Raw genomic sequence first — 1,256 nt, forward strand, 5'->3', positions numbered from 1 at the left:
CTGCCGGGGTTGCAGCGCAGGTCGGCGGCGACCTCGGTGACGCTGCGTTCGCCGTCGTGGTAGGCTGGCGGGCAGGGAATCTTGTAGGTCCAGCGGACCCAGCGGATCGCCGTGAGGTCGTAGGGCTGGCCTTCGCCGGTGGTCAGGCCGCGGGCGGCGAGCAGGGCGACGAGGTCGTCGTTGCTCGTGGTCGGGCCGAGTTTGCGGATCAGTGCGAGGACGTCGGCGGGGGTCTTGCGCGTCGCGGCGGCGTTCGGCGGGCGGGTCAGTCTGATCTGGTCGGTCGCGCCGGTGTGCCAGCGGATCCCGATCGTTGCCGTGTCCCAGTCGGTGCCGGGCAGCAGCGTGACGTCGGAGATCAGGGTGCGCAGCAGCCGTTTGCGGTCGCGGTCGCTGGTCGTCTCGGCGTGCCAGAGGCCGGGCAGGTCGGCGGCGAGGGTGCGCAAGGTGTCCTGGTCGGGTGGCGGGGGCAGCGTGTCCCGGGCCGCTGTCAGGGCGGCGTCGGCGTCGGCGAGCGCAGCGAGCGTGGCCTCCCAGCGGTTTTCCAGGCTGCGTGCCACCAGGCGGTTGTCCGGCTCGGCGGCGTGGAACGCCCGCTCGGCCCGGTCCGCGTCGTAGCGGGCCCGCTCGGCGGCGAGCTCCGCCGCCCGGATCGAGCGGTGGCGGCGGTCGGTGATCTCACCGGCGGCGTCCAGCGCGACCGCGATCTGGGCGGGGGTGACCGCGTCGAGCAGCGCGCAGGCGACCGCGGCGTCCACAGCGGCGGCCTGGATCGACCGGCAGGTCCGGGTGTGCTCGGCCTGGCGCCGCGACAGGCACTCGTAGGCCCCGGCGCCGTTCTGGTGGTACCGGGTGCCCATCGCCCGCCCGCAGCTGCCGCAGTAGATGATGCCCTGGCAGAGCGCGAGCCCTTCCCGGGGCGGCCGGGCGCCGGCGTTCGTCGTGTTCGCCGCGAGCTTCGCCTCGATCGCCAGATAGTCCGCCCAGGTGATGTAGCCGGGATGATGGTCGGGGATGACGATCGGCCATTTTTCGCGGGGCAGCCGGACGGTGTGCGCGTGCACCGTGCCGTCCGGGTCCACCTTCGTGCGGGACGTGTAGCGGCCGAAGACGTAGACGCCGGCGTAGGCCGGGTTCTTGAGCACCGAGCTGGCCCGGGCGTGGGTGAGCGGACCCCAGCGCAGCTGGCCGGCCCACGCCCCGCCGAAGGCGCGCAGCGGGAACCGCCGCCCCGTGAACGTGGTCATCACCCCGAA

1 protein-coding gene is annotated in these 1,256 nt (G+C 73.9%); it reads right to left on the reverse strand.

What is annotated here, in order from left to right:
• Positions 1-1,247 (reverse strand): recombinase family protein (locus MJ797_RS26225; RefSeq protein WP_239342338.1); only part of this gene is annotated, 1,247 nt, incomplete at its 3' end.
• Positions 1,248-1,256: the final 9 nt, after the last annotated feature.

The sequence above is a fragment of the Protofrankia sp. CiP3 genome (assembly GCF_917627345.1).
Lineage (GTDB): Bacteria > Actinomycetota > Actinomycetes > Frankiales > Frankiaceae > Protofrankia.